At 71.1% G+C, this 2695-nt stretch carries 2 protein-coding genes; one reads left to right on the top strand and one right to left on the bottom strand.

Annotated elements, in window-relative coordinates:
- Positions 1–1079: serine--tRNA ligase (gene serS / locus Q1K57_RS11950; RefSeq protein ID WP_300082897.1), on the bottom strand; the 1079-nt coding region annotated here is incomplete at its 3' end.
- A 95-nt stretch (positions 1080–1174) separates the two neighbouring features.
- On the opposite strand from serS, the gene Q1K57_RS11955 reads away from it, so the two are divergent.
- A partial coding sequence (locus tag Q1K57_RS11955; RefSeq protein WP_300082900.1) for a diacylglycerol kinase family protein occupies positions 1175–2695 on the top strand: 1521 nt, incomplete at its 3' end.

The following is a 2695-nucleotide window of genomic DNA, read 5'->3' on the forward strand; positions in this document are numbered from 1 at the left end:
GCCTGGAACTCGGTGCAGTTCGAGGTCGACGTGATCTCGCGGTAGCGCTCCTGGGTGGGCAGCCAGCCGTAGCAGTCGTACTTGCGGGCCGCCGACGACCCCAGATCGCCCGAGGCGACGTCGAGCACCTGGAACGGGATCTCCAGCGAGCTGATGAACTCCTTCTCGAACCCGAGCAGGCGCTCGTGCTCCGCCTCGGCATCCTCGGGCGCGCAGTGGACGAACATCTCGGCCTTGTCGAACCAGTGCACCCGGAAGATGCCCCGCGTGTCCTTGCCGTAGGCGCCCGCCTCTCGGCGGAAGCAACTCGACCAGCCCACGTAGTGTCGCGGCAGCGTCTCGGCGGGCAGGATCTCGTCGGAGTGGTAGGCCGCCAGCGCCACCTCGGAGGTGCCCACCAGGTAGAGGTCGTCGCGCTCGATCCGGTAGACGTCCTCGGCCGCCTGGCCGAGGAAGCCGGTGCCGGCCATGGCCTCCGGGCGCACCAGCGACGGCACGATCATCGGCGTGAACCCCCACTGGGCCGCCATCGCCATCGCGTGCTGCAGCAGCGCGAACTCGAGTTGGGCCACCTGCCCCTTGAGGAAGTAGAACCGGCTGCCCGACACCTTCGCGCCGCGCTCCATGTCGATGCCGTCGAGTAGTTCACCGATCTCGAGGTGGTCCCGCGGAGTGAAGCCCTCGGCGGCGAAGTCGCGCGGCGTGCCCCAGCTGTCGATGACGTAGAGGTCGTCCTCCCCACCCGTCGGGACGCCGTCGATCACCAGGTTGCCGAGCTGGAGCATGAGCGCGTCGAACGTCTCCTGGGCCTCGGCCGTCTCGGCCGTCGCTTCCTTCACGCACGCCGCCAGCGCCTTCGTCCGCCCCAACAGTTCCTGCTTCTCCTCCGGGCTCGCCTTCGGGATGCGTGCCGACAAGGCTTTTTGCTCGGCCCGCAGGGACTCCGAGCCGGCGATGAGCTCGCGCCGCCGCGCATCGGCCGCGACGAGCTGGTCGACGAGGTCGACCGACTCCCCGCGCGCAGCTTGGCTACGGCGGATGCGGTCGGGGTCGGTGCGCAGGATCTTCGGGTCGATCACGAGAGCAGAGTCTATCGGTCGGACGCCGCCGCCTCGGCCCCGCTGCCGGGCTGCTGGTGCTGCGGCCCGGGCTTCCGGGGTGACACACTGGGCACATGCGCGCCCGGTTCAGCATGGCCCACGTGTTCCTCCTAGCCACGACCATGTTGTTCGCACTGTGGACCTGGCTCACGCTGAGCCTGGACGCGTTCTCCGGGCCGGACGCCGCGTCCACCACGCCCGGCGTCGACCCGCAGTCGGCGTGGGGTCAGGTGCTCGCCGCGATCGCCGTGGTGACCGTGCCCTACGTGCAGTTCGTGGGGCTGGCGCTGCTGGCGCTGTGGGCGTCGCGCCGGCGGCTCAACAACCTCGCCTGGGCGGCGGGGCTGGCGATCCCGTTCACGTTCGGCGCCTACCAGGTGGCGAAGCTCGCCTTCGCGCGACCGCGTCCTCCGACGTCGCCGGACCTGATCACGTCGGAGGGCTACGGGTACCCGTCGGCGCACATGACGGCGATCACGGTGCTGGTCGTGATGCTGGTGGCCGGGCTGGTCACCACGCGGCAACGCCGCCTGTTCGGCTGGCTCGCCGCCGCCGGGCTGGCGGTCGTGTGGTGGTTCATCTTCTACGACCGGTGGGCGCTGCGCGCCCATTGGTTCAGTGACCTCATCGGCGGCGGCTTCCTGGGCGGGGTGGTCGCGTCGTTGGCGCTGGCCCTGGCGGGGGTCCGCGTGGGGAAGCTGCCCGAGCTCACCAGGGCCGCGCGCGGCGGGGACGGGGTGCCGCGGCGTCCGGCGGTGATCTACAACCCGACGAAGATCCCCGACCCGGTGGTGTTCCGGCGGCACGTCGAAGGCGAATGCGCCGAGCGCGGCTGGGACGCGCCGCTGTGGCTCGAGACCGAGGCGGACGACCCGGGGGCGTCGGCGACGCGGCGGGCGCTGCGCCGCAAGGTCGACCTGGTGATGGCGGCAGGGGGCGACGGGACGGTGCGGGCGGTGTGCGCGGCGATGTCCGGGTCGAGCACGCCGGTGGCGATCCTGCCGGCGGGCACGGGCAATCTGCTGGCGCGCAACCTCGGCATTCCGCTCGACATGGCCGACGCGCTCGACGTGGCGTTCGGCGGCACCGCGCGCAGCATCGACCTCGTCGAGATCAAGGCCGACGACCAGCCGGCCGACGCCTCGGCCGTCATGGCCGGCATGGGCGCGGACGCGACCATCATGAGCGACACCAACGAAGATCTGAAGAAGGTGGTCGGACCTGCGGCGTACGTGGTGGCGGCCGCAAACGCTTTGAACAGGCCACCGTTCCCCGTGCGGCTGTCGGCCGACGACGGCAAGACCGAGGAGGTCGAGGCGTCCATGGTACTGGTGGCGAACGTGGGACAGATTCCCGGCCAGATCGACGTGGCCCCCGACGCGGCGCCCGACGACGGGCTGCTCGACGTCCTCATCGCGACTCCGAAGAACATGGGCGAGTGGGCGGCGATGGCCACGGGCATGCTGAGGCGGTCCGACACCAAGGGCGTCCAGCGGGCGCAGGTGACGACGTTCGTCGTGGAGACCCCCGAGCCGGTGCCCTACCAGCTGGACGGGGACGCCGTCGGCGAGTGCAAGCGCTTCGAGGCGACGGTG

Origin of the sequence: Propioniciclava sp. (assembly GCF_029977985.1) — a bacterium.
Taxonomy (GTDB): domain Bacteria; phylum Actinomycetota; class Actinomycetes; order Propionibacteriales; family Propionibacteriaceae; genus Propioniciclava.